The following is a 22,371-nucleotide window of genomic DNA, read 5'->3' as shown; positions in this document are numbered from 1 at the left end:
TGCGGACACGCCGCAACAACGCTCATCCCGCTTCGCCACGCTCTCTCGCCCATATGTCACTGGGCCGTTGCAGGCGGAACCTCGCCCTCCTGCCGCAATCTAGCCATCACCTTCGCGAGTTGTTCGGGATAGTCGGGCATGAACGTCCAGTAATGGGGTCCGGAAGGACCTTCGCCCATCGCCAGTCCGCGCTCGTCCGGCGGCAGGTGGAAGAGGAGCGTGATCAGCACGTCGCTGCTCACCCATGGATCGTCATACCAGAAAGTGTGGGACCGATTCGACAGGCCCGGTATATTCTCCGGCCGCACCCGCAGCACTTCGAGGCCGTAATCCGTCGCTGCCTGAAGCAACCAGTCGGTGGCTTCCGGGCTGAGCTCCTGCATGTCGGGCCGTCCGGCGCGAGACGCGCGGTTGACTACCTGCGACAGCCTGAGCGCGCTGTCGTTCATGTTCACGGCGACCGTAATCCGCTGCACGTCGTCGGCGTAGTCGCGCATGTCGTCGACGAAGTTTCGGAAATCCGCGTCCGGCGCGGCGTGATAGACCTCGCCGATCCGGAGCGATTGTGCATCCGGCTGTTCGGGGTCGCGCCCGACCATGGTCAAGGCGTCGCTGCCCACTGTGCCGCCGGCGCTGTAGGTGAAAACGTCGATCTTCTCGGCATCGGTGTTTTCGGCCAGCAGTTCGATCAGCTTCGCCAGGTGTGGTGCTGCGCCAAAGGCGGTGATCATATCCCTGGAATAGCGCAGGAAATTCTCGGCGGTCGGCCAGGCGAAAAGCACAACGACCGAATTGCGCCCGGTGAAATGATGCAGCTGCGCAGCCTGTCCGGCGGCGCGCTCGACGGTGGTGTTGGCTCCGTGGACATAGATGATGATGTCCTTGTCGCGGCTTCGCATCAGCACGGCATTGACGTCGGCGAACCAGGCCCGCGCCTCCGCCGTAAGCGGTTCTCCGGTCTCGAATATTGCCTGTTCGTTCAGGTTCTCGAGGTTGAGAAAGGGACGGCGGTCGTCGCTTGCGCCAGTGGACCAGGCGTAGATCCGGTCCCATGTCGTGCCTTCTTCGCCGATCCTGATCGTCGCCACGCCCATATGCATGTCGCGCCCCGGCACCACCGCGTAGAGCCGGTTGCTGCGCGGGCCTACCGGCAGGCGGTTGGTCGTATAGAAAAGCGGGATCCTGGGGTCCACCGCCAGGGCCGGATTGGCGGAGAAGGCATTCACATCCCCGTCGAGGAACGCTTCCGGGGCCGGCATCAGCCGCATCGGCGGGTGGTAAAACGCCAACGCGACGGTGATGCCGATGACAGCCAAGCCAAGGATGATGATGAAGCGAACCATGTTCTTCCCTCGAACCTGTCTAGCACATTGCCCGGCAGGCAGGGTCCTTCCGGTAATGTCCGCAAGCTGGTGAAACACGACTCGCAATCGGTTGCCATTGGTCTCAGTCTCTGACGGCGCGCAGGAACAATTCGCGAAGCGTCAGATCGTGATCGAAGCGCCCGTCGCGCAGGAAGTTCAAAACCTGCGCGATCACCAGCGGGTTGTTCATCATGAATGTGTGGGTCGTCGGCAGAACGATGTGGTCGGCCATGCCTTCGAGCCTGGTGCTCTCCACTGAAACCTTGCCGTCGTTCGGACCCTTGAACATGGTCGACAGGATCGGATTGACCGAGCGGTCGCCGGCGATAATACCCAGCTCGAAATCGGCGGGGCCGAGCGTGTTGGGGACGCTGTCTGGGCCAGTGCCGAGTTGCAGCCCGGCGGGGCCGTTGAAGAATTCGAAGATCCTGAGGTCGCCGAGCGCGTCCACCACCTCCGATCCCCGGTTGGGCGGTCCGAGCATGACGACGCGGCCAAGGTTGTCGGGCCGGCTCTGCAGCAGCCACGCCCGGAGCACGATGCCGCCCAGCGAGTGGGTGACGAAGTGGACCTTGCCGGCATCGCCGCACATCGCCACCGACGTGTCGACATTCGCCAGCAATCTGTCGATCGGGGCATCGGTCGAGGGATAGGTTTCATTGACGACCTTGAAGTCGACAGCGCTCAACGTCTCTTCCAAAAGGAGGAAAGAAATATCCGTACGCGACAGCCCGTGGATCAGCACCACGCAGTCCTGCGCCAGGGCGACCTGCGCAACCAATGAAAACAGGAGTGCCATGACGTAGCGCATGGACAAGGTTAGTCCGACCGACCGGCAACCTCAAGCGGCGGCAGAAGCGGTCGCGTCGGCTGTTTGGCTTGATCGCGCAATTTCGCCAAATACGCGATCGTCGTCCTTCACGCTGCAGTGCAACAGGGTTCGAGGTCTCCTTGGTCGTCAGCCCAGCAGGCGGGCCTTCTGCTTCGCGAATTCGTCGTCCGTAAGAATGCCGGCCTTGTTCATCTCGGCGAGCTTCTGGATCTTGGCGATTGCCTCGTCGGTCACGCCGGCAGCTTTCGGCGTCGCCTCGACCGGTGTCGCGGCCGGCGTGGGATCGGCCGGAGTTGCACTGGCCCTGGAGGCCCTGTTGCCCGCGACAGTCGTCGCCGTCGCGGTGATCAGCGCAGTGCGTCGACGGTGGTGGCTGCACGGCCGATGATGCCAGGCTTGTTTCGTCTGAAAACCATTCCCTTTTCTCGCCTGTCGGATGGTCTCCTCTCCGCGCTCAGCGATGCGCTAACCCCAACCGGACGATACACCCAATGCGGAAGATTGGGACGTTATTGAAGGCCGTCCCGGGTCCATCGTCGGCTTCTCGCCTCTTAGTCGCAACCCGCCGCTCGGTCCTCGTTGGGAGTTGCCGGGGCCGCTTAAAGTTTTCGTGCCATAGATCCCGACGGCTCTGCGAAATCCACCTTGGAGGGTTCTGTCGCAAACCTTCGGTAATGGCGACGAGGGATGAAGGCTCCTTGTTCCGGGGAGTTCGTCACGTTCAAGGGCCGTATGCTGGCCGCTGCCTTCAATAGAGAAGGTCGCAAGAAGGGGAGCGGCAAATTTGCGAACCCGCGCATGCTGATCGCGAAGAAGCGGGATGAGGTTGTCCTTGCCGCCCAATCCGGAAAGCGCTCTTGCCGCTGCCGTCGCGCGTGCGAGTGCGTCCCAGCTGGTGACGGTTGCGACGGCCTCATCAAGAGGCCGTGCCTTTTCTCGTGCCGCTGTGTCGAGCGTCTGGCGGCATCGGCAATGCATGCGGCCAAGGGCATGATGGTGGCCAAAGTCTGCTCATTGCTGGACGAAGGCCACCGTCATCAACTGGGTGCGCTGCTCGTCATCAAGACACATGCCCGTCAGACAAAGCTGTCCTGGCTGCGCGAGCCGCCTTCCCGGGCGCAGAGAGCGGCCGTTGCTCGAGATCCTCCACAAGATCGCCATCGTTCGCTCGACACCTGACGGCATCGGCACGCTGCCGACCGCTTATGGTCCTCACCTGGCAAAGATGGCGAAGGAAGGGCTTCTCTACACCTCCCAGGCATTCTTGCAGATAGGCCCGGATCGCCGCCACGCCGTCATGCGCGCAACACTGCGTGAACTCGAGATCACATTGACCGACGGAGCCCTGTCAATGTTCCAGAGGTTGGTGGCACCATGCTGGCTCTTTTGCGGGTGCGCTGAGAGCTCATTCCCTCAACTTGCATGAGCTTCGGAACGTTCGCAATAAATCGTCTGCGAACAGCCGTTTCCTGCTACTCCGCTCCGAGAACGACCCGCTGCGCGGGATGGGCTACTCTGGCTGCAAGGCGAGAAACGTTGTATCTTCTGCGACAAGATGGAGGCGCCTGAGATGCGGACAGACCAGCCAGATCTCTGGGGCGGAGGTATTGCATACGAGCGATACATGGGCCGGTGGAGCCGGAAGGTCGCTCCCCTCTTCACCGACTGGCTCGGCGCGCCGTCGGGAGAAAGCTGGATTGACATCGGGTGCGGAACGGGCGTGCTTACATCCGCTGTACTCAAATCCTGCGATCCATCGCGGGTAGTCGCAATCGATAGCTCGGCTGCGTTTCTTCAAACCGCACAATCTCAGCTAAACGACCCTCGAGCGTCTTTTAGGCAGGCAGACGCGCAGGCGATTCCGGCGGACGACAACACCTTCGATGTTGCTGTCTCGGGTCTTGTTCTCAACTTCCTTCCCGACAAAGCCGCAGCGGCCAGAGAAATGGTCCGCATGGTTCGACCGGGCGGAGTGGTCGCGCTTTATGTCTGGGACTACGCTGGCCACATGCAGATAATGCGCACGTTCTTTGATGTCGCTATAGCTCTGGATCCTAAGGCCCGCGAGTTCGATGATGGCGTAAAGGCGCCTATATGCCGGCCGGATCCACTGGCAGAACTTTTCGAACACTCCGGTGTCGCCGACGTGGAGGTACGCAAAATCGACATCACAACCGCATTCGACGGCTTCGACGACTACTGGACGCCGTTCCTTGGCGGGACCGGCTCGGCGCCGAAATATTGCATGTCGCTGGATGAACGGGCTCGCGAACAGCTTCGGCAAGCCATCTGTAACCGACTCCCCAAGGGCCCGGATGGCGAGATCCTTCTTGCGGCGCGCGCATGGGCCATAAAGGGCCGCGTCACTGATCATAAACCGAGCTGAGCAAGGCTGACCGCGATAACTGCGTACTGGCGCGCAGCGCGTTGATCCGATCACTGGTGCAGAACTTGGCAAAAGGTTGCGAGAGAAGAATCTCGCAGGCCGAGCAGCGGCAACGAATGGCTCAATCGAGCCGTTCATTTGGCCCGCCGCCGACTGACTGACGGTCGTCGGCTGAACGGCCGCTTCCTTTAGCTCCAATTGGGGACGGCTGCTTCCGGCCCCCGACGGGGCAGCAAAACTCGTGCCAGAGGGGCCCCGGCGCCCCCTCCATCAAGCCTTGCGGAGCGCGGCGGCGTGAGAAGCAACCTTGAGATCGTTTCTTACTGCCCGGTAGTCATGTAAACTCTGCTAGGATGGTTCCTATTACCTCCCGTGGAGAGTATCGTGCGGGGCTGGCGCTTTTGGGCCACTGAAAAGCGTCAGCCGCCCGATTTTTCACCGATCTGCGCTGCTGGATATTGGTGCTTTGCTGTTTAGGAGGATTCGTTCCCATGAACATCACCCAGATTTCCCAACCTGCCTCGCCAGGCAAGCCCGCTCCGGATTTTGCTCTGCCCGCAGTGGATGGAAGCGGGACGGTATCCTTGGCCGACTATCGGGGAAGGACCCCATTCTTTCTCGCACTGTTCATTGGCCTCTGGTGCCCATTCTGCCGCCGCGCAATCGCCCAAATCGCAGCATCAGAGCCTGCGCTTAAGTCTGCAGGAGTTGAAACGCTCGGAGTTGTGGCTACACCGCCCGACAACGCCCAGCTTTATTTTCGATATCGGCCCACACGCCTTCGTCTGGCGGCTGATCCCGAACTTTCGACGCACCAAGCATACGGCGTTCCAAAACCCATACCGACGCCGGAGTTCCTAAGGGCGTTGGAAACCACCCTGATCAACCCAGACGGTTTGTTAGCAGAACCGCTGCCGATCTCGCAGGCGGCCGAGGCTGTTGGAAAGCTAGACAGCTACAAGGAAAACGAGACGGACCAAGCCGATATGGAGCGGCAGTGGCCTCAGCTTAAGGGCCAATTTTTGATTGATCGGGACGGCTTCGTCCGCTGGGCCAATATTGAGTGCGCGGCCGATGGGCTAGCCGGGGTGGGCAAGTTTCCTTCTGCCAGCGAAATCCTGGCCGCAGCGCGCTCGCTGGCCGACTAAACCCTAGGTTTTCACGGCGTGTCGCTCTGCCCACGGCGCTCCCCAAGCGTTCCAATCCAGGCCACCTAGCCTGCCACGCATACCGCAGCGAGGTACTTCAGCAGACGAGGCGCTCTTGCGACCCCATTTTCGTCACCAGTCCAATAGAGGGAGATTGGTACATCGCCGCCCACTAATAAAGATTGGCCGGCACCACGGGCGGGAGTGCCCTAATTCAGTACCCAGATGGCGTGCTGCCGGAAACCGTCGAGTATCCCAACCCCTTGATTCATCGGCGTCCAGTACCATCCCGAACTGAAGAGCCGGCCGATGGAGCCGCACCCTCCCTTCGCCAGCTTTATCAACGCGGCGGTGGAGCAATCCAGGCTCGTTAGGTTTGCCTCGAGCGGTTCCTGTTCGATCAGACGACCTGCTCGGCAGCCGTCATCAGCTCCTCGCGGCTCGGCGCTCCGAACATCCGGCGGCCGCCTTCAGGAACCTCCATGAAGCGCCAGCGCACGACGCCGTCGAGCAGGAATTGGCCGAACAACTGGCCTTGTTCCGCAGCGATCATCCGCTCGTCGTCCTCGTTTATTTCATCGCCATCCTTCTCGTTGAGGACCTCGGAAGCGGTCATCGGATCCATCGGCTCCGGCCGTTCCGGCAGGTCCATCTTCATCGACATGGGGCGCCAACGCTGATCATGTACGGCCATTCGGTTTGGTTCTCGGTGAATTCGAGGTTCGGCAGGCGGAAGGCGCGGTGCGAGGTCAGCTCGGGGTCGGACACCGCGAGCAGATCTGGCATCGGCCGATAGCAGAAATAAAGGCGCGCGCTCGATCGGCGTTGACGACAGCCAGCGATTCGACCCCTCTTTCGCGCAAAGCCCTGTCGATTTGCGCCTGTGCTGCGATGTGGCGCCGGCGGAATGGGCAATGCAGACCGCGGAACAGACCGATCAAGAGCGGCTTTTGCCGGCGACCTTCCCGTCACGGGCAATCGCCTCGAGCCGATATGTGGCGCACGGTCGCCCGGCTGCAACGGGGCCTTCGGAATGATGCTCGGACACATCCGTTTACTCCACCCGCTAATCAAGAAACGGAAGCACAACCAGCCCTTCGGGGTCGAGCCCGTGTTGGGCGCATAAATCCTGCGCCAGGGAAAAATACCGTTCGGCTTCCGCCAAATCGCCTTTGTCAAGGCTCAGTGTGGCAAGGCCATCATAGCACGGGAAAAGCATCTGCGGCTCGCCTGTTTCCCGCGCCACTTCCAGCGCCTCATTGTAACAGCGTGCTGCGAGGTCGGGCTCGGCATGGCATTGATGGATCTGCCCGAGAACGATCAGCGGGACAGGCAGATGCTCGCGCTGGTCGAGTGCGCGGTCGAGTTCGATCGCCTTTTTTGCGGCGGGAACACCCTCGCCGCCACAGCGGTCGGTGAAGGTGCAACTGGCGACAGCGAGATTGGCGAGAAGGCGCGCCTGGAAACCGAGATCGCCGATACGGCTGGCGACGTCGAGGCCCCGCCGGCACACCTCCATGGCCTGGGCTGGATCGATTACAGTGTAGAGCACGCCGAGATTCGTGTAGCCCCGGCAGGCCGCGCTGAGCAGGCCGGCGGCTTCGGCAACCGCAACGCTCCGCTCGACCTCCCGCAGGGCTTCGCGGCTCCGTCCAAGACGCGCCAGCGCGACCCCCTTCGTGTTGAGCGCCTCTGCCGTTGCGTGTGCGGCCTCCAGCCTGGTTTCCTCGTCGGCATCTAGCGGCATAGCTTCGGCGTGGCCGAGCGCGTCATCCGCCCATTTGACGGCCGCGGCGTGCTCGCCGACACGAAACGCCAGGCGGCCTCGCTCCTGGAGCAGAAGCGCCTGCTCGATTCGCGCATCCGTTCCTTCAAGCGACAGGGCCGCTTCGGCATAGTGCGCCTCCGCCTGGTTTCGCTTGCCGGCTTCCCAGAGTAATCGCCCGATCTTGCGCAGTATCCGCGCCGCGCCTGCACGGTCGCCGACGGCGCGTCGAGCGTCGAGCACCACCCGGTAGTGCTCATGGGCCGCATCGCGCCGGCCCGTTGAACCGCAAAGGTCGGCGATGCGCTCGTACAAGGAGAGCCTGAGCTCCATGGGTTCCGCATCATCGGCAAGTGCCGTCAGTGCCTGCTGGTAATGGCGGATAGCGTCGTCGTTTGCGTAAATCGTGCGCGCCCGGTCACCGGCCGCGCGTAAATAGTGCGCTCCCTTTGACCTGTTGGCGCTCAGGCTGAAATGGTGGCCGAGCAGCAGCAGATCATCAAGGCGCTCGGGTTCTTGCCCGCACGATTGTTCCAATGCCGTCCCGACCTGTCCATGCATGTGCGTGCGCCGCTGCAGGAGAAGGTTTTGGTAGATCACGTCCTGGAGCAAGGTCTGGGCGAAGCGATAGGATTGCGACGAGATAGAGCTTACGTCGGCGACTTCCTCGATGATCTCGGCGTCACAGAGCAGATCGAGCCCTGCTTCGACTTTTTTCGGGTCGGCCGAGATGGCGGCAAGCAGCGTTGCGTCGAAGCGCGGGCCGAGAACCGCCGCCTCCTGCGCCAGCCTGCGTATTTCGGGCTGCAGCCTGTCCATCCGGGCAAGCAGCATGGCCTGAATGCTCGCCGGAATTTCAGCCGCCGTTTCACTCGCTGCAGCCCGCCAATGATGCCCGTCGCGCACCAGAACCCCGCTCTCGATGAAGCTGCGGACGATCTCCTCGAGGAATAGCGGGTTTCCACCCGCGCGCTCGATAATGAGGCTGCCGAGATCGCTCGATATCCCGTCCCAGCTTTCGCCGAACAGTGAAGCGAGTAGCTTTCGCCCGTCATTGTCGTCGAGAGGAGCCAGGCGGAGCGTCGTATGGCTTATCCGGCTCGAATCGAGCTGTTCCACGTCGAATGTCGGGCGATGGGTGAACACCAGCATCAGCCGCCGCCGTTCCAGCCGGTCCATCAGGAAGCGCAGCGCCTCGAGCGACACCGCATCGGCCCAATGCAAATCTTCCACCACGATCAGCAGCGGACCGAGCGCCAGCCGCCTTTCGAAAATGGTGCGGATCGCGAAGAAGAGCTGGCGGCGGAGTTGCTCGGGCTCGACGTACCGTAGCGCGCCGTCCGGATCGCCGAGACCAATGACATGAAACAGGAGCGGCGTCAGCCGAGCCGCCTCTTCATCGTCTAGCCCGAGTTCGCTCAGCAGGTCGGCAAGGCTTGCCCTGGTTTCCGCAATTGAGCCGCCGTGCGCCATGCCGGCGGCGCTCCGAACCACTGCGGCCAGCGCGCCATAGGACTGCTCTCCGAGCGGCGAGCAGGCGGCTTGTCTGACTGCCACGCCGGCAAAGCGCTCCTCGTCACCGATGCGGGCGATAAACTCGTCCACCAGCCGCGACTTGCCGATGCCCGCTTCGCCGACCAGCCGCACCAGCTGGGCCGAACCCCTGCATGTGAGATCGAGGCTGGCGAGCATCCGTTCGAGCTCGGCGTCACGTCCGATCATCGAGGCGCTGAGGCCGAGCGCCTCCAGCCCGCGCGCGGGGCGCGGGGCTTCGCGCAGACCCAGCAAGCGGTAGACCAGGATGCTTCCCGTTTTGCCCCGCAATGCGGTCTCGCCGAGCGTCTCGAAGGCGAAAGCATGACGGGTGAGGCGCTGGGTCAGCGGGCCGACCAGCACCTCGCCTGGCGACGCCATCGATTGCAGCCTTTGTGCGGTATTCACCGTATCGCCGGTGACAGAATAGGATTTGGCGCTGCCCGCCCCGAAACCGCCGGTGACCACCGGTCCGGTGTTGACGCCGATGTGGAGGACCGGTGGCGAGCCGGCCCGCGCCTGCCAGCGATCGCCCATGCGCGACGCCCGCTCGACCATGTCGAGCGCCGCGCGAAGCGCTCGCTCCGGGTCGTCTTCATGCGCTACCGGAGCGCCGAACAATGCGAGCAGGGCGTCGCCGATGAACTTGTCGACGAAGCCGCCGAAACACTGCACCGCTTCGGCAAGCTCCTCGAACAGCTCGTTTTGCAGTGCTCGCATCGTTTCGGGGTCGATCTGCTCGGACAGTGCGGTAAAGCCGCTGAGATCGGCGAACAGAACCGTGACCGTGCGGCGGTCGGCGTCGGGTAGGGCGGCTTGCCCGACCTTCCCGCTCGGCCCGGAAGCGGCGCGGCTGGTAGGGCTGCCTTCCACGCCCGCATTATCCGTTGGGGCGCCGCATTTAGGGCAAAAGGCAAAGTCGGACGGGCACGGATAGCCGCAGCCAGAGCAGAGTTTTGGTTGCCTGATGCCGCATTTGGGGCAGAAGGCAAAGCCGCTCTGGATGTCGAATCCGCAACCCGCGCAGTTCATCGATCGACCTCATAGGACCATCGATAGGCCTCGGACCAGTTTCCGAAGCCTCCCAATCCGGGAATGAGAATGGACCCGTAAGGGAAAACGGGCAAGCAGCGTGAACAAAGCGACGCTGGCGGGTCGCCGGATGCAAAACTCAAGTGAAATACAGGCTGATCGACCAGACCGCCTACCGGCCGACGGGATTCGTTCACAACGGCCTATTCAGCCCCATCAGCCAGCGTCGGGCGTGATCCCAGCCGAGAGCTGGGAGGAGATCAAATCGGACGCTGCTGGCGACTGCTCGGCAGGACAAGCTGGAAAGCGGCAATATGGTTCGGGTGCGACAGCACCGTCACCGCGGCGCTCATCCACGAGCCGAGCGACAGCGCTCTGCTGTGGGATGCCGTGCGGATGATGGTGCGGCTGTTGCAGCAGGCGGATGCCTTGGGCAGCGCGATCCAATGACACGATCACAGCCGCGTGGCGAAGAAGCGGGCCTGGACGATCCAGTACAGCCGCGGCCGTCCCAAACGGATCAAGCGCTATCGCGAGCTGCTCAGGATCACCCGCCACACCCTGGATTATCTGAAGCAGACTGCGGAAAAGTTGCCCCTGGCGGCGGGACCGGCTGGCGAACTGTGGCAGGCCATGGTCGGCCACTACCGGCCGCTGGTCGCGCAGATCATCGCCCCGACCGAGCGGCGGGTGCTGCATGGTAAGGCAGTCCACGCCAATGAGAAGCTGGTGAGCCTTTTTTCGAGCCGCATGCCGATATCATCGTCAAGGCCATCCGCGGTTTGCTGATGACGGTAAAATCCACCTCATGGCCGTAATGGCGGCCAAGTTCGGCAATGAACGCCTCCTGGGCGCGACCGTTGCCCTCGCGGAATGGATGCACGTAATTGAGCTCGGAGAGGACTTGGCCCGCACGCTCAGCGAATTGCTCCGGGGTGGCAGTGGGAAGAACGTCGGATCGCGGATCGGCCTTAAGGCCTCATCCAGTCCGAAGTCGATGCATGAGCCATGCAGGAATGAGGTGCTGCCCTTGGAAAGGCTGCCGATCGGCTCGACACGCTGGCGCTTTCGTTGCGCGTGACCGGCCCATTCGAAAACGTCCTGAAAAATATACCCGTGTATGGTCTTCAGATGTTCCTTGTCGAAATTGCCGCTCGGGCCGCGGCCCTCCGCAATCTCACTCTGTCGAATATGCGTCATGGCATAATCGGCCGGTCCCAACTCCGAATGTCTGGTCAGCCCCGAACTTGTTGCGTAGGACACTGGTGGTATCTGGATCGCCGGGCGTGTCGGGGTAGGTCTACGATCCCTTTGGCTCGTCCGCCAATACGATTCCTCATGAAAAAGCCCCTCGTGATCGCAGGCGGCATATTCGAACAAGAGTTGGAGCGTCAGGCGCGCTTGAAACGCGCCTGCATCTGCTGGCGAAATTCTTCCGACGTGATCTCGCCGGCGACATACTGGGCGTTGGCCGCCTCGAGCACAGGATCGTGGGTGTAGCCCTGCCGGATGTTGGCCGCGCGCGCCTGATCGGTGGCCTTCTTGCGCTTGGCAATGGCCTCCGGCGAACGATCGGGACGTGCGGAATGGATGTTCATCTGCCAATCTCCGGTTGCCTTGCACCTTGGCCAGAAAAGTGATGAAAATCCAGCACTTTGGGGTTCTTATCGGCGTTTCTGAAGTGGGCGCCCGGCGGCGAGCACTATGAAACTGGACGATAGAAAGCCCGCTGCGGAAGGAGGTTGCCTATCCTGACAGCGGGTTTCCTCGGCGCCTCAGACGGAGGTGCGCCTCCCAATCCCAACAATGGTTGCAGGAACTTGTTTCGATCGGGGGCATTCTTTGCGGAAAAAAACCCGGCCGGCAGGGCGGGGGTGGGATGAGGCGGACCGGGGTGTTTCGGCGAGTTGCGGTGCCGATGCCATCAAGCTGGAATGGAAACGGGGCCAAGTTGAGGCGGCCTGAACACCAAACAAAAAGCCCGCTGCGGGAGGAGGTGCAGCGGGCTCTCTATTTGGACGAACTCGGGAGGAGGTGAGTTCGCTGTGAGCCGGCATCGCATCTGGGAGGAGTAGATGGCCGACAGCTAAAAACTACCACATCGAAGCGATCCCGCAATGCACAATAACTTTATCGCACCTGCGAAAGGCTCGCAGCTTGCTTAAGCAGCCTTCTTGCGGCCGCGGCCTTTCGGCTTTTCGGCAGGCTTGCGGCCGAGCCCCATGGTCTTCGCCAGGGCCGAGCGGGCGGCGGCGTAGTTTGGCGCTACCATGGGATAATCCCTCGGCAGGTTCCACTTGGTGCGGTATTCATCGGGCGTCATGCCGTAGCGGGCCATCAGCGGGCGCTTAAGCGACTTGAACTTCGTGCCGTCTTCCAGCGAGATAATGTAGTCCGGCGTCACTGATTTCTTGATCGGGACGGCAGGCTTCTGCGCTTCACTTACCTCTGCAGGAGCGGCGCCATTGACCAGGCCAAGTGCTGTGTAGACATCGGCAATCAGTTTGGGCAGGTCGCTCGCTGGGATTGGATTGTTGCTAACGTAAGCGGACACGACCTCTGCGGTCAGCTCAATTTGAGTGTCATTCTTCTCTGTCATTTATTTCGGCCCTCAAAAAATTTGCAGGCTGTGTTTAGCCGCGATTGGAGGGGAGGGCAATTGCGGGAGATGTGAATCGGGATCGTCATAGCGACTTTCCCGCTTCCGCCGAGCCCTCAGCCACATATCTCAAGCCGAAGGCAAACACTCGATAGGCTAATTTATCAAGCTAATATACGCTCCTCTGCTGGCCGCCGAGCGCCAGGAGATTCGCGTGGGGCTGCTTGCCGAAGTGCGTACGGTACGGAAGATTGTGTGGCGCGAGATGACACGGATTAGCCAACCATGTACGGACGCGTCTATGTGAAAACCTCCGCCGCCGACGCCATCGCGCTGAAATCTGGCGAACCTTTCGCGCTGGCTGCGATTTGGGAGATGTGGCGTGAGCCGAAAACCGGCGAGGACATCAAAACGTTCGCGGTACTGACCTGCGAGCCGAATGAGATGATGGCAACCATCCACGATCGCATGCCGGTGGTATTGCACAGCTCGGATTACCGGCGTTGGCTGATGGATCCGGACCCGTCCGATCTGATGAAGCCGTTCCCGGCGGACCTGATGACTATGTGGCGGATCGACCGGAAGGTTGGCAACTACAAGAACGATACACCGGACATTCTGGACGTGGCGCCGCCAGCGGACCTGTTCGAGTGATGGCCAAGCGCACGTGGTTTTACCCGGAAGTCCGCCTGCTTTTGGGACGGGAGCGGATCAACGTAAATTCGCTGGAGCAGGCCGCGCAGATTTTGATGTCTGACGACTGGCCGCTGCACGATCGGACTTGCGAGCACGCCGCCGAAATGCTGGTCAAGGCGCTGCTGGGGGACGTTGATGTGGTTGAGGCGCGGCGGGCGTTCGAAGCTGCGGCCAAAGAAGCGCGCATTCTGGTCCGCTAGAAATGTTAGTTGCCCCCTAGACACAGCAGAGGAATTTTCTGCGGGATCCGCTTGATTTTACCATTTGGTCAGCGGCAAATAGCGTCGCTGATCACTTTAGGGCGGGAGAAACCCGAAGAGCGTTTGGCCTTTGCGTCCGTGGGGGGCGCGCATTGTCTGGACTGGCGCTGCCTCGGGCTACGGGGGTGGAGGTAGCGCCGGTCTATTTCTCGGCAGAGGCCGGAATTCTGAAAGGCGCTCCTAAGCCGGACAAGATTGTGAAGCGCGGCGAAAAAGCCCGCCACGCGGAGGGAAATTGTTCCCGCAGCCACACTTCCGCCGTGGCCTTGCCAGCAAGGTGGGATGGGCGTGGCGGCTAACCGTTTCGGTAACGATGCGGGGTTCTCGGCAACATTGCCGCTGCGTCCACTCCGGTCGCCGGGTCGGCATAGAAAAGCCCGCCACGGAGGGGTAATCACGCGGCGGGCTGTTCGGCGCCTTGGAGGGGTACCGGTGGGCGCCTAGCCTACCAGCTCGAACAATCGACGCAGCCTGGATTTGTTCCCTGCTGATACGACACGTCAGTGTCGCCACGATCCAATTTGCCTTAGTTCCGGCGTGGACGCGGCGGCAACCGTTTTGCAACACCGGATGCGGCATAGGCAAAGCTGTCGTGTCCACCAGCCCGTTTAGCGTGGGCTTTCCGTACCCTCCCAAAAGTGGGAGGGAAAGCGCGGAAAATCTCTAAAATCGGGAAAAGTCGTTTGAAGTCAACGCGCCTTGGCTCCCCGGCTCTGATTCGATCGGAGCGTCGAATTTTGCCACAACGGCGACGAACTGGTTGACGAAAGCGAAGGGAAAGGCGGGCGAGGCCCAGATATCGATACACGCTCTGATGACGGGTGTTATTGTTCCCTCGTTTCGAGGAGGATGGCAATGGCCGCACACACGCTCACGGTATCATTCGAGATCAATTGGGAGGCCACTGAACAAGGTAGAGCGGATTACACACGCATCCACGATGCCCTTAACGAGGCCATAAGGTCCGGTTTGCCCGATTCCAACTGGTGGTCGGAAAACATGTCATACTTTGTCATACAGGGCAACGAAGATGCAGCTACGTTCCTCATTAGAGTTTGGGCGGCTGCCAACATGCGGGCGGATAAAGACCGAATGGTCGTACTTGACGCGAACATCAAAGCCGGTGCAGCGTACGGCAACTTCAACGATCAGACTTTGTTCTCGCTGCTCCCTTTCGTGAAAAAGCTGGTCCCGTCAGATTAGCTTTGTGTTCCGCGCCACGGCTAACAAGGCGTGAATTTCATCGATATAGGAAAGCGCATCCGCGATTTGCGCAAGGCTTTGGGCGACGACAATGCGAACCTGTTCGCGGCCTATGTCGGCTGGTCCCCTCAGCAGCTCTCAAACTATGAGAACAGCCAGAGACGGCATGAAGTCAGCGTGGCCATCAAGCCATGCGTCAGGACCGGCGCAACGGTCGACTATATCTGTCGAGGCGAATACGCCGGCCTGCCGCTACATCTGGCTAGTGCTATTCAGGACTATCTGGCGAGGCGGTAGCCGGAACTGTAAGCGAAAACGATGTGCAGCGCTTCGCTCACATCAGCCTCCATAATTTGCCCCCGGGAACTCTTTTCCCGCGGCATTGTTCCGAGCTTCTGGCATACCGGAGATCAAAGACAGGTTCCAAGATGGTTGCGTGGGCGGTGTCATCATTATTGACCGGACTTCATAACGTCAGCCCATCCGCCATTCCCAAATATCCGCGCGGCGGTGTGTCTGACTGTCGCCTTCGAAGAACCCGTCGCCGTTCCGCATGTTGCTCGCGATGTTCGGCTTGACCGGAGCGCCGCCAGGCTGAAGGAGCCAAACGAAGCCGCACTTGCTGGCCTCGCCCTTCGAGGCATCTGGCATCGCTCTGCCACACAACCTCGAGGAACAACTCGCCTGAGATCACCCCCAAAATGTAGTGGTAACACGCGCCAGCGCGCGCCTAACATTCTGATTAGATTACATATTCTTACAGGCGGTGTTTAAGTCGGGCCATGGAATTGCAGTCTGCCAGCCCGAAAATCGAGCGGGCAAGATGAAGCTCGCCGGCTGCGGCGCGTGCATGTAGAATGTTCTGTTTCTGACGCAGATTCTGAACGGCGTGGAAGCTGCATCAGGCGCGCCACAAACCAGTCGAAAAGTGCCGAAGCACGTCGGAGAAGGGCGCTCGGCGCCTTGGAGGCAACGCCGACAAGAGCGACGACCCGCTCGACGCGGGCCGCAATGCGAGCCACGTCTCGATCCGACGGCCTTGTAGCCGTTGCCAGCAGCAGCGCGCCGCGATAGCGGCGCCGGGCAGGGCCTCCGTATCGTGCGCAGCATGAAGATTGCGAACTGCCACTTTGGAGCTGCCGGATAACGCGGCCTTCGTAGCCCCGGCCGCCTATCAGCATCATCAATCGGCAAATCGCCAACCGGCCGCAGGCCCGTTCTCCGTCGACTTTTCGCTGGAGTGAGCGAGGAGATGGCTGCGGGGTTGGACTGCGGACAACGACAACAAGCCGAAGTGGCCAGCCGAACCGCGACGCGGGGCGGCGGCCGTGGTCGGGAGGGGAGTGCGAGGGGAGAGGGGCGCCCCTCGCTCCCCTCCTGGCCCGCTCGATGCGGGCCAGGAGCGGTTGCGGCCTTGGCTACTATCTGTATTTAGAAATCATCTCGTCCCGCATCATCGGGATCGCTCATGGATCACGCCGCTTTCGGGGCTATGGTTAGCCGAACGCCGAGAGCAGACAGTACCCTTTGGACCGTATCATATCGAAGTTTCGAGCCGGATTTCAGCGCTTTGTAGAGGCTTTCCCGGCCAAGGCCTGAATCCTTGGCGATTTCGGTCATGCCTCTCGCTTTTGCGACATGACCAAGCGCTGCGATAAATACGTCCGGATTTCCATCCTCCAATGATGCAGCAAGGAATTCTGCAATCCTCATCGGTATCGGCGGAGCCGCGAATCTGTGGTAAGCCGCCGCTCAACCAACCAAAGGACGACACCTGTGAGCGAACCGACCGTGGCCCAGGCCACCGAAAGTATCTATGCCTCCCTCCGGGCGGACAATGCCGACATTGACGCACATATCGCGACGCTTAAGGCGGCCCTGAAACGAGAAGGTATAAAACAGGCGGTGTTCGATCCGACCAAGTTGGCGCAGAACAACCGCTCGGGGCGCAAGTTGATGCAGGCCTATTTTCGGCAGCGCGGCGTGAGCGTGAGGTTTTCGGACTAGTAGAGCGGCGCGCTGGTGATCTCAAGCGCGCCGTTGGTAGTTCTCGGGCCGGTCCGGCGTTCGCCTTCTGGACGTCGGGACTGGCCCATAAGAGCGACCGCGGGCGAGAGCCGCCTTCAGCCCTTCCATGGTCCGCTCACGATTCAGGTCCAGGAAATATTCCGCCATAGCACCGTGCATCTGTACAGCGAACCGGCCGTGTGCGGTCTCGCTGTCGAAGTGCTCGGTTACGCTTTGAACTTGATGCCTTCCTGGCGCAGCTTGACAATTGTTCGCATCATTTCGACAAGGGAGCGACCGAGCTCGGTCGAGCTTCCACACCGCCAGCACGTCCTGCGGCCAGAGATAGGCGAGGGCGGCCTCGAATTCCGGACGCTTGCTCCCCGCCTTACCGGGCTTCTTCTCTCAAAGATTTTCTCACATCCGGCGCGCGTCAGCGCGTCTCGTTCATGTCGAGGTTCTGGTCTGCGGTTGAGACGCGGGCATATCCAATTAGCATGAAAGGACAGCGCAAACACCACATTGTCCTGTCAATAGATTTCCTAGCATGTTTTCCTTACGCGACACCGCTGTTCGTCGCCTCAATGAAGGCGATCCTCAAAACGTATAAGGAAAACGGTCGGTTTGCAGACACAATGCCGTGCAGACCGCGACAGAACTTGTAGCCTCCACTGCATAAGCGCGGGCCTTTTCCTTTCAGGGAGACCACAGTCGAAGATCGTGGAGGGGTGGAGGCTTTGCCGTTTGATCGGCTGCCGGGAAGGAGCAAGGAGACACAGAAGGCGACCTTCATGGCGCTCCTTCAAAGATGCCCCTTCGCGCATCGGCCGGAGCCGACTCTTTTCGATTCAACGATGCTGGACGCCGCGCGGAAGATCAGTACAGGACTGTCTCAGACCGCTCCGGACATGTCTTTTTTCCGGGATCCAAGGCATCTGCGATACGATTAGGATCGTTCGGTGTCCCGGCTCCTCAGCCAGTCCTTTACGGTTTCCAGTTTGTGGGCCAGATGCCGTTTCAGGATATCTGCGAGCTTCTTGCCGTCCCGGTCGGAGAGGCACTGCAAGATCGCTTCATGTTCCGCAACGGCCGCCGCCCAGCGCGCGGCCGACATGTTGGCGATGTAGCGCGCCGTCATCACACGGCCGGCAAGGCTTCTGTAGAGCGCCTTCAGCGTCTCGTTGCGCGTTCCTTCGAGGATAGCCTCGTGAATCTGCTGGTTGAGCCGGAAATAGGGCTGCAACTCACCGGCGCGCCAATGACCCACCATCGTCTCGTGCAGCGACCGGATAGCGGTGACCTCCTCGTCGGTGATGTGGCGGCACGCAATTTCCCCTGAAAGCGCCTCCAGCGCTCCCATGATGGGAAAGACTTCGTCCAGTTCCTCCAGCGTCAGCGCGCTCACGACAGCGCCGCGGTTCGGCCGCAAGGTGACAACGCCTTCATTGGCCAGGACCTTCAGCGCCTCGCGGAGCGGTGTACGCGAGACGCCGAACCGTTCGCACAGCCGCTGCTCGGGTATCTTTTCGCCAGGCGCGAGTTCGCCCCCGGCGATAAGCGCCCTGAGCAGTTCCGTCAGCTCATCGTGCAGCGAGCGCCGTTGGATAGCTTGCGATTCCGCGAGTCCGATCGTCATGGCCAATCCTGATTCACTTGTCCGGAGATAGACCGTTCCAGAACGCGGGCGAGGTGAACGGCGCGGCGCCCGGCTCCGTCTCCGATCTGCTGTCGGCAGGAGGTTCCGGCGGCGACGATGATGGCGTCGGCTTCCGCCTTGCGCAAGGCGGGCAGGAGCGACAATTCGGCCATGGCCATCGAAACGTCGTAGGTTTCCGCCTGATAACCGAAGGCGCCCGCCATGCCGCAGCACGACGAGCCGATCGTCTCCACCGTCAGTCCCGGCACGAGCTTCAGCGCGGTTTCCACCGCCCCCATCGCGCCGAACGCCTTCTGATGGCAGTGCCCGTGCAGATAGGCCCGGCCGCCGAGCGGCAGCAGCGGCAGGTTTCACCCGCCCCCCCCCCGCCCCGGCGCGGGGAGCCGATCGTCTCCACCGTCAGTCCCGGCACGAGCTTCAGCGCGGTTTCAACCGACCCCATCGCGCCGAACGCCTTCTGATGGCAGTGCCCGTGCAGAGAGGCCCGGCCGCCGAGCGGCAGCAGCGGCAGCTTCAACCTGCCCGCCTCCGTCTCGCGCGCCAGAAATTCCTCGAACAGGAGCGCATGAGCGGCGATTCGCTCCGATTCTGGTCCGGGCAGCATGGCGCCTAGTTCGTCCCTGAGCGTGAACAGGCAACTCGGCTCCAGTCCGACCACCGGCACGCTGCGGGTGATGAAGGGCTTTAGCGCCGCTGAAAGGCGCGCAGCTTCCGCGCGCGCCTCGGCCACCAGCCCGGTGGCAAGGAAGGTGCGCCCGCAGCAGAGCGGCCCGTCTCCGTGGGAGGCTTGCGCCACATGTACGCGGTAGCCTCCGGCTTCCAGCACCACGACGGCGGCTCGAAGGTTCTCGGGTTCGAAATAGGTGTTGAACGTATCGGCGAAGAGCACGACGTCGAGTCCTGTCTCGGCCTTTCCGGCCGCCTTCACCGGGCGGAATGGATCGGAACGCCAGGTCGGCAGCTTCCGGCGGGAGCTGAAACCGGCAACCTTGTCCGACAGCCAGGCCGCGCGGGGAACGCGGTTTCGAAGATTCATCAGCCAGGGGAGGCGGGCGGCGTAGGGCGCATAGCGCGGCAGATAGCCGACAAGGCGGTCGCGGAGCGTGAGCTTTCCCTTGGCCGCGCGCGCCGCCTGCACCTCGATCTTCATCCTGGCCATGTCGACGCCGGTCGGGCATTCGCGGCTGCACGCCTTGCACGAGACGCAGAGTTTCAGCGTTTCCATCATTTCGTCGGAGGCGAGCGCGTCGGGGCCGAGTTGGCCGGAGAGAGCGAGGCGAAGCGAATTGGCGCGACCGCGCGTCACGTCGCGCTCATTGCGCGTCGCCCGATAGGACGGGCACATGACGCCGGCTTCGAGCGTCCGGCACGCGCCGTTGTTGTTGCACATCTCCACGGCGCTCTGCAGGCCGCCGCCCGCTCCCGGCCAGCCGGACCAGTCGAGCACGGGCTGGAAGGCGGTCGGCTTGTAATCTGGCCCGTAGCGAAACAGCCGGCGGTCATCCATCTTCGGCGAGCGGACGATCTTTCCCGGATTGAGAAGGCCGCTCGGATCGAAGCGGTCCTTGACCGTCTCGAACGTGCGCACCATGCGCGATCCGAACATTTTCTCGTGAAACTCGGAGCGAACGATGCCGTCGCCATGCTCGCCGGAATGCGAGCCCTTAAAGGCGCGCACCATCGCGAAGGCCTCCTCGGCGATGGCCCGCATCGCCTTCACGTCCTTGTCGAGCTTCAGATTGAGGATCGGCCGGACATGCAGGCAGCCGACCGATGCGTGCGCATACCAGGTGCCACGGGTTCCGTGCTTTTCAAAGACCTGGGTAAGTCTGTCGGTGAACTCCGCCAGATGTTCCAGTGGCACTGCGCAATCCTCAACGAAGGAGACCGGCTTGCCCGACTCCCGCATCGACATCATGATGTTGAGGCCGGATTGGCGAACATCGGTGATCGCTGCCTGGAGCGCCGGATCTTCGATTTCCAGCACGCCACCCCAATGGCGACCCTCGCGGTCCCAGCCGAAGCCGAGATCGCCCATGATCTCCACCAGCTGTTTCAAACGCCGCCGGTTCTCCTGCGCATCCTCCTCCGCGAACTCCACCAGCAGCAAGGCGTCAGGTTGGCCGCGGACGAAGCGCTCCACGGTCGGGCGGTACATCGCGATGTCGCGGGCAAGCGCGACCATCGTCCGGTCGATAAGCTCGACCGATACCGGGCTCAGTCTGACGACGTGCTGCGCCGCGTCCATCGCGTCGTAGAAGCGGGCAAAGTGGCAGACTCCGACCGCTTTCCTTGTCCCGAGCAGCGGCGAAAGTTTCAGCTGCAGTCTTGTGGAAAGGGCGAGCGTCCCTTCGGAGCCAACGAGGAGATGGGCAAGGTTGTTCGTCTGTCCGTCGGGAACGAGCGCGTCGATATTGTAGCCGCCGACGCGGCGCAGCACCTTGGGAAACCTGGCGTCGATCTCCGCCGCCTCGCGCTCCCCGAGCGCCAACAGGTCACTAAAGAGCTTGCCGTCCGGCCCGTCGACGTTGCGCATCGCCTCGGAGCGGGTCACCGGGCCGAAATGCAGAGCACGCCCGTCCGCCATCAGCGCGTCAATGGCGATCACATTATCGCGCATCGTGCCGTAGCGGATGGAGCGCGTTCCGCAAGAATTGTTTCCCGCCATGCCGCCGATCGTGGCCCGCGAAGCGGTCGAGACGTCGACGGGAAACCACAGGCCATACGGTTTCAGCGCACGATTGAGTTCGTCGAGGACGACACCAGGCTCCACGACGCAGCGCTGGTTCTGCGGGTCGATCTCGATAATCCGGTTCAGATATTTGGTCGTGTCAAGGACCAGCGCCTCGTTGATCGCCTGGCCCGATTGCGACGTGCCGCCGCCGCGCGCCAGCACGCTGATTTCTTCCTCCCGCGCGATCGACAGCGCCGCCGAAAGATCGCCGCCATCGCGCGGCGCCAGAACGCCGAGCGGCATGATCTGATAGAAGGACGCGTCCGTGGCATATCGCCCGCGCGAAAAGCGGTCGAACAGAACATCGCCCTTGGTCGCCCCTCGCAGGCGGTTCTCCAGCGCCGGGCGCAGCGACATGGCAACCATCAGACTCGTCTCCAATCGGAGCTTGACTGGATAATGAATTTATAATTCAGTTGCAACGATCTTCCCGAGAACGAAGGCGGCTTCAAGGTTAGGGATCAAATGCGCAAGGCCGGACGCCACTTCCTTCAGATTCCCGGGCCGACCAATGTTCCTGACCGCATTTTGCGCGCGATGGACTTGCCGACCATGGACCATCGCAGCCCCGAATTCGCTGAGCTCGGCCGCAAGGTGCTTGACGGCGTGAAAACCGTCTTCAAGACCAAGGGGCCGGTGGTGATCTATCCGGCGTCGGGAACCGGGGCCTGGGAAGCGGCGCTGGTCAATACCCTTTCCCCCGGCGATCAGGTCCTCATGTACGAGACGGGCCATTTCGCGACGTTGTGGAAGGGCATGGCGACGCGGCTTGGCCTGGAAGCGGAGTTCATGCAGGGCGACTGGCGCGCCGGCGTCGATCCCAATGCAATAGAGAGCCGGTTGCGCGAAGACAGGACGCAATCCATCAAGGCTGTTTGCGTCGTCCACAACGAAACGTCGACCGGATGCGCCTCGCGGATCGAGGAGGTGCGGCAGGCGATTGATGCCGCCGGCCATGCCGCTCTGCTGATGGTCGACACGATCTCGTCCCTTGGTTCTATCGACTACCGGCATGACGCATGGGGAGTTGACGTCACGGTGGGAGGATCGCAGAAGGGGCTGATGCTGCCGCCCGGCCTCTCCTTCAACGCGACAAGCGACAAGGCGCTGGCAGCGTCGAAATCGGCCACGCTGCCGAATTCCTTCTGGTCCTGG

At 61.8% G+C, this 22,371-nt stretch carries 18 protein-coding genes and 6 pseudogenes; 11 read left to right on the top strand and 13 right to left on the bottom strand.

The features are described 5' to 3' along the window. Positions 1-56: 56 nt before the first annotated feature. From MAXJ12_RS31530 to MAXJ12_RS38105, 3 genes are all read right to left on the bottom strand, one after another. On the bottom strand, positions 57-1,343 hold the full coding sequence (locus MAXJ12_RS31530) for an alpha/beta hydrolase (protein ID WP_008840261.1): 1,287 nt from the start codon (positions 1,341-1,343) through the stop codon (positions 57-59). Between the two features lie 103 nt (positions 1,344-1,446). Then, positions 1,447-2,175: a lipase family protein gene (locus MAXJ12_RS31525; RefSeq protein WP_008840260.1), complete on the bottom strand. Its 729-nt coding sequence runs from the start codon at positions 2,173-2,175 to the stop codon at positions 1,447-1,449. A 147-nt stretch (positions 2,176-2,322) separates the two neighbouring features. Next, entirely contained in the window at positions 2,323-2,430 is a 108-nt protein-coding gene (locus tag MAXJ12_RS38105; protein ID WP_008840259.1) for an SHOCT domain-containing protein, read from the bottom strand. A gap of 453 nt (positions 2,431-2,883) precedes the next feature. Here MAXJ12_RS38105 and MAXJ12_RS31520 point away from each other — a divergent pair, with 453 nt between their 5' ends. The 4 genes and pseudogenes from MAXJ12_RS31520 to MAXJ12_RS39390 form a co-directional block, all read left to right on the top strand. Beyond that, the gene (locus MAXJ12_RS31520) at positions 2,884-3,375 is read left to right on the top strand and encodes a hypothetical protein (RefSeq protein WP_008840258.1); all 492 of its coding nucleotides are present in this window, start codon (positions 2,884-2,886) and stop codon (positions 3,373-3,375) included. 391 nt (positions 3,376-3,766) lie between these two features. Beyond that, on the top strand, positions 3,767-4,582 hold the full coding sequence (locus MAXJ12_RS31510; RefSeq protein WP_040589111.1) for a class I SAM-dependent methyltransferase: 816 nt from the start codon (positions 3,767-3,769) through the stop codon (positions 4,580-4,582). 491 nt (positions 4,583-5,073) lie between these two features. Beyond that, positions 5,074-5,730, top strand: coding sequence for a redoxin domain-containing protein (locus MAXJ12_RS31505; RefSeq protein WP_008840255.1), 657 nt, complete (start codon positions 5,074-5,076; stop codon positions 5,728-5,730). Positions 5,731-5,951: 221 nt separating this feature from the next. Next, a pseudogene (locus MAXJ12_RS39390) lies at positions 5,952-6,102 on the top strand (glutamine amidotransferase-related protein); the annotation flags it as partial. Positions 6,103-6,130: 28 nt separating this feature from the next. On the opposite strand, the pseudogene MAXJ12_RS31500 reads toward MAXJ12_RS39390, so the two are convergent. Beyond that, a pseudogene (locus MAXJ12_RS31500) lies at positions 6,131-6,780 on the bottom strand (thioredoxin domain-containing protein). A 16-nt stretch (positions 6,781-6,796) separates the two neighbouring features. Then, positions 6,797-10,060: an adenylate/guanylate cyclase domain-containing protein gene (locus MAXJ12_RS31495; RefSeq protein WP_040589095.1), complete on the bottom strand. Its 3,264-nt coding sequence runs from the start codon at positions 10,058-10,060 to the stop codon at positions 6,797-6,799. 235 nt (positions 10,061-10,295) lie between these two features. On the opposite strand from MAXJ12_RS31495, the pseudogene MAXJ12_RS31490 reads away from it, so the two are divergent. Further along, positions 10,296-10,839 (top strand): annotated as a pseudogene (locus MAXJ12_RS31490) (ISNCY family transposase); the annotation flags it as partial. Here the strand turns inward: MAXJ12_RS31490 and MAXJ12_RS36200 are convergent. From MAXJ12_RS36200 to MAXJ12_RS31475, 3 genes and pseudogenes are all read right to left on the bottom strand, one after another. Further along, positions 10,833-11,387 (bottom strand): annotated as a pseudogene (locus MAXJ12_RS36200) (Fic/DOC family protein); the annotation flags it as partial. The pseudogenes MAXJ12_RS31490 and MAXJ12_RS36200 sit on opposite strands and share 7 nt — an antisense overlap. A 64-nt stretch (positions 11,388-11,451) precedes the next feature. Then, positions 11,452-11,658, bottom strand: a complete 207-nt coding sequence (locus MAXJ12_RS31480; RefSeq protein WP_008840251.1) for an antitoxin VbhA family protein — start codon at positions 11,656-11,658, stop codon at positions 11,452-11,454. A 563-nt stretch (positions 11,659-12,221) separates the two neighbouring features. Continuing rightward, entirely contained in the window at positions 12,222-12,659 is a 438-nt protein-coding gene (locus tag MAXJ12_RS31475) for a Ros/MucR family transcriptional regulator (RefSeq protein WP_008840250.1), read from the bottom strand. Positions 12,660-12,983: 324 nt separating this feature from the next. On the opposite strand from MAXJ12_RS31475, the pseudogene MAXJ12_RS31470 reads away from it, so the two are divergent. The 4 genes and pseudogenes from MAXJ12_RS31470 to MAXJ12_RS31455 all read left to right on the top strand — a co-directional run. Then, positions 12,984-13,313 (top strand): annotated as a pseudogene (locus MAXJ12_RS31470) (SOS response-associated peptidase); the annotation flags it as partial. Further along, complete coding sequence (locus MAXJ12_RS31465) at positions 13,313-13,555, top strand: DUF982 domain-containing protein (protein ID WP_008840248.1); 243 nt, start codon at positions 13,313-13,315, stop codon at positions 13,553-13,555. The pseudogene MAXJ12_RS31470 and the gene MAXJ12_RS31465, both read left to right, overlap by 1 nt. Positions 13,556-14,470: 915 nt before the next feature. After that, a complete protein-coding gene (locus MAXJ12_RS31460) occupies positions 14,471-14,818 on the top strand; it encodes a hypothetical protein (protein WP_008840247.1) in 348 nt (115 codons plus the stop codon). Positions 14,819-14,848: 30 nt separating this feature from the next. Continuing rightward, entirely contained in the window at positions 14,849-15,115 is a 267-nt protein-coding gene (locus MAXJ12_RS31455) for a helix-turn-helix domain-containing protein (protein ID WP_008840246.1), read from the top strand. A 1,176-nt stretch (positions 15,116-16,291) separates the two neighbouring features. Here MAXJ12_RS31455 and MAXJ12_RS31450 read toward each other — a convergent pair. Beyond that, positions 16,292-16,531 (bottom strand): addiction module antidote protein, encoded by a 240-nt coding sequence (locus tag MAXJ12_RS31450; protein ID WP_050898970.1) that lies wholly within the window; start codon positions 16,529-16,531, stop codon positions 16,292-16,294. Between the two features lie 63 nt (positions 16,532-16,594). Here MAXJ12_RS31450 and MAXJ12_RS31445 point away from each other — a divergent pair, with 63 nt between their 5' ends. Further along, positions 16,595-16,825: a hypothetical protein gene (locus MAXJ12_RS31445; RefSeq protein ID WP_008840242.1), complete on the top strand. Its 231-nt coding sequence runs from the start codon at positions 16,595-16,597 to the stop codon at positions 16,823-16,825. Positions 16,826-16,846: 21 nt separating this feature from the next. Here MAXJ12_RS31445 and MAXJ12_RS40295 read toward each other — a convergent pair whose 3' ends face one another. From MAXJ12_RS40295 to MAXJ12_RS31425, 4 genes and pseudogenes are all read right to left on the bottom strand, one after another. Beyond that, positions 16,847-17,155, bottom strand: a complete 309-nt coding sequence (locus MAXJ12_RS40295; RefSeq protein ID WP_085984148.1) for a recombinase family protein — start codon at positions 17,153-17,155, stop codon at positions 16,847-16,849. A 616-nt stretch (positions 17,156-17,771) separates the two neighbouring features. Continuing rightward, positions 17,772-18,461: a GntR family transcriptional regulator gene (locus MAXJ12_RS31435; protein ID WP_008840240.1), complete on the bottom strand. Its 690-nt coding sequence runs from the start codon at positions 18,459-18,461 to the stop codon at positions 17,772-17,774. Further along, positions 18,458-18,829 (bottom strand): annotated as a pseudogene (locus tag MAXJ12_RS31430) (heterodisulfide reductase-related iron-sulfur binding cluster); the annotation flags it as partial. The gene MAXJ12_RS31435 and the pseudogene MAXJ12_RS31430, both read right to left, overlap by 4 nt. Then, positions 18,736-21,582, bottom strand: coding sequence for an FAD-binding and (Fe-S)-binding domain-containing protein (locus MAXJ12_RS31425; RefSeq protein ID WP_008840238.1), 2,847 nt, complete (start codon positions 21,580-21,582; stop codon positions 18,736-18,738). The gene MAXJ12_RS31425 and the pseudogene MAXJ12_RS31430, both read right to left, overlap by 94 nt. A gap of 99 nt (positions 21,583-21,681) precedes the next feature. Between MAXJ12_RS31425 and MAXJ12_RS31420 the strand changes: the two genes are divergently transcribed. Continuing rightward, positions 21,682-22,371, top strand: a 690-nt coding sequence (locus tag MAXJ12_RS31420) for a pyridoxal-phosphate-dependent aminotransferase family protein (RefSeq protein ID WP_008840237.1), incomplete at its 3' end; no start/stop codon positions are given.

The sequence above is a fragment of the Mesorhizobium alhagi CCNWXJ12-2 genome (assembly GCF_000236565.1).
Classification (GTDB): Bacteria; Pseudomonadota; Alphaproteobacteria; order Rhizobiales; family Rhizobiaceae; genus Allomesorhizobium; species Allomesorhizobium alhagi.
The sequence above is the reverse complement of the archived record's forward strand: the minus strand, read 5'-3'. Positions and strand labels throughout refer to the sequence as shown.